The following is a 3,193-nucleotide window of genomic DNA, read 5'->3' on the forward strand; positions in this document are numbered from 1 at the left end:
CCGTGGAAATCTGGAACGTTCACTACAATTATCATCGACCGCATTCAACACGCGGAGGACGACCGCCCGCCGCTTACCGCCGGCACCGCGTAACTAACGTCCGTTCCTCATACACCTAGGCGCGCGCTCAGTTGCTCGGCTAAAACTGGGTTATAAACCACGCCGATCGTGTCATCAAGGCTGCGGGCCCCACTCCCACCTGGCCGCTCACGCCTGACAGGACAGGCACATCAGTTGAACTAGGCCAATCAGCTGGCTGCACGAACCAGTTCTGACAACCAGACGAATATGCGCCAGCCGATCGGCAGACCACATCGATCCAGATCGGGGCTGTGTAGCACTTCATATGGTGCGGGACCGGCAGTGGTCCCACACGGTCATTGCGGCCCCCCCCCAATGTGTGTGGGCGATGGTTCATCGTTGAGATTATGCTGTCCAGCCACGCGACGAGAGTCTTGGTCGAGGATATGTCGCGGTCGGTAATGCAAGATCTCGCCTCCTCCATCGCCGGCGGTGAGCCACCACAGCCTCTCAAGGGGCCACCTGGCTTGCCGTCCAGCTAAGCTAGTTATATGTCCACCAACGGGATGGGTGAAAAATCTGTATACCGAATGACTTCAGGCCGATCACGCAACATGCGAGCGATCCGGCGAACGGATACCAAACCCGAACTGGCGCTGCGACTCGCCCTTCACCGGCTCGGCCTCAGATATCGCAAAGATCTTCCCATTCGCGTCGGTGGTCGGCTAGTGAGGCCCGATCTCGTGTTCACGCCTCGACGCGTAGCGATCTTTGTGGATGGATGCTTCTGGCATTGCTGTCCCGAACACGGCCGAAATCCTGGGGTCAACCAGGAGTACTGGACACCTAAGTTGCGCCGAAATGCCGAGCGAGACGCGGCCCAATCCCGACTTCTTGAGCAGCAAGGGTGGACGGTAATCCGCATTTGGGAGCACGTGCCGGTCGAAGATGCAGTATCGAAAGTCCAAGCAGCGCTATGAGATAGAAGTCACGGTCCCGCAACCATTCAGATCACCGCGATAAGAGCTCCACCAGCGCTTCCACCTCGCGGGTCGTCATAGATTCGAACCCCATCAGTTCGGAGGTGTCCCGATACTCGTTGAGACCAAGCCCCTTGATCCCCACAATCGCAGACGAGCGGCCATCTGCGTCAATAGTCCTCGCGAACTTGGCTGTGCCAGAGGCGAGTTCGATTGATGCGCACACTACGGCAGCCTCCGATTGAAGACGGTCGAATACTGGACGGTGTCGCACCTAAGAGACAATCCAGTCATTCATTTCCCGCCTAACTGACTCGCGAGCGATGATCAGCGATGTAGTCGTGCCGATGATGGTCTTCTTGACCGACGAATCCCTTGAACTCACCGAGACGGTACGACACACCGGTCTTGTTCTGCTTGATCTCCACGTGGAAGTCACGCGATAGATCTGCAATTCGGCGTTCGAGTTCATACTCTTCGACAATGTCATCAGAGAGTGAAAGTAGTCGTCGTGCTGTCATGAACCCGTCAGTCGACTGCAATACCCGGTAAACGGAATCGTGGACTGTGCTCGCGGCTAATTCAGGTATGTCCCGTCGCTCTGCAGTCTTGTTGAACGCCGCAATAATTGATGTTCCGATTGCCTGGGCGACGGGCGGAGGGAAGGCGTTCCCTATCTGGCGGTACGTCGCCGTCTTCCGGCCGGCAAACTCCCACTCGCCATCCTTCCAGCCTTGAAGGCGAGCAACCATCGCGATTGTCAGCTTCGGCGGAACATCAAGCGGGTGCGGCGAATCCACGGTAGGGGCCTCATTGGCGATCCCCATACCGCTCACACCGAGGTTTAGCCAGGCCCGCTTGGCACGCGTCGGGCCAAGATCAGCACCGCCATGCTTCTTGCTACCGCCGACAAGGGTTGGAGCGATGTCGTTGGCCAGCTTGACCCAATCATCAACATGACGCCAACCATCCTGCGCCATAAGATCTTTCAACGCAGTACCAACAGTTTGGTCTATGGGGACGGGAGTCGGCCAGTGGAAATATGCGGCATCTTCACGCTGCAACGCAACCAGCACAAATCGCGGGCGAAGCTGCGGTACACCAAAATGGGAGGCCTGAAGCAAGCGCCAGTCGGCGACATACCCAACCTCTGTGAGTCGATCGAGGATGCGCTGCCTGTAGGCAGCGAATCGCGGCGCGGATAGTCCTCGCACATTTTCGAGCATTAGGGCGCGTGGCTTGATTTGGATCGCCGTCTCAACCGCCCACGCAAACAGGTCACGCTCGTCCGATGCGCCAAGTTGCTTGCCTGCGATGGAGAACGGGGGACACGGCACACCACCGGCAAGGAGGTCAATTCCCTCGTATTCGATCGGGTTCCACGTATCGCCGTTCGCAACGTCGCCCCAAGCAACCTTCCAGTCCGGTCGGTTCAGCTGGAGGGTGTCACAGGCGTTCCGGTCGAGTTCAATAGCTAGCTCGTGCTCGAAGCCAGCTTTCTCCAACCCCAGAGCCTGCCCACCAGCACCCGCACAAATCTCGACGACTCCGTAGCGAGTCGTTGGCGGCAGGGCTTTTTTCTTGGCAGGCATTGCTCCATCTTCCTATACCCGAAACTATGTGAAAACTACACCGTAAACTCGAATGAGTGTTCGGCTAAAGACGGGCAGGTGAGCCCTCTTTCGCCCTTGACCTCCCGGCCTCTATCGGACCGGTGCCGAACGTCGCCAGGCTAGCATTCGGCACCGTCACTCACTTAGATCGACTTGTGCCACACGGCCGAACGATAGGCAATCTCACACTGACAGGAGCATCCCATGGCGAGGAACAGATCCACCGTTCGTCAAATCGGTGCTAGTCGCGGCGAATATCGCGTGCATTTGCGAAGGTAGCGAGTTTCACAAAGTTGGGGCTCCACAACGTTTTGCCGGACTTCTCACAGGTGATCGCCTCATGCGCGAGCTGCCGGAGTGTGACTGCGTGATCGAGGACTACAAGGTGCCGCTCATCGAAACCCCACTAGTGCCTCAGGCAGAAGGTCGGGATTCGAATCGATCGATCACGGCGAACGGCTGTCAATGGCCACGAAGTTCTCCCCGTAGGCGGCCAGTAGTTCTCCCCGCTGGTGGCCACGGGTTCTCCCCGGTGGCGGCCAGTTGTTTTTCCCCACCCGCTTTCTGATTTGGGTTAGC

At 57.9% G+C, this 3,193-nt stretch carries 2 protein-coding genes and 1 pseudogene; 2 read left to right on the forward strand and 1 reads right to left on the reverse strand.

The window, feature by feature from the left end; translation table 11 throughout:
* Both ASU23_RS34800 and ASU23_RS33315 read left to right on the forward strand, forming a co-directional pair.
* A pseudogene (locus ASU23_RS34800) lies at window positions 1-119 on the forward strand (IS481 family transposase); the annotation flags it as partial.
* A gap of 492 nt (window positions 120-611) precedes the next feature.
* Window positions 612-1,001 (forward strand): very short patch repair endonuclease, encoded by a 390-nt coding sequence (locus ASU23_RS33315; RefSeq protein WP_156423129.1) that lies wholly within the window; start codon window positions 612-614, stop codon window positions 999-1,001.
* Between the two features lie 305 nt (window positions 1,002-1,306).
* Here the strand turns inward: ASU23_RS33315 and ASU23_RS11210 are convergent, their stop codons facing one another.
* A complete protein-coding gene (locus ASU23_RS11210; RefSeq protein WP_058037930.1) occupies window positions 1,307-2,593 on the reverse strand; it encodes a DNA cytosine methyltransferase in 1,287 nt (428 codons plus the stop codon).
* Between the last annotated feature and the right edge of the window lie 600 nt (window positions 2,594-3,193).

This window comes from Rhodococcus sp. KB6 (assembly GCF_001445685.1).
In the GTDB taxonomy this organism is placed as follows: domain Bacteria; phylum Actinomycetota; class Actinomycetes; order Mycobacteriales; family Mycobacteriaceae; genus Rhodococcus_F; species Rhodococcus_F qingshengii.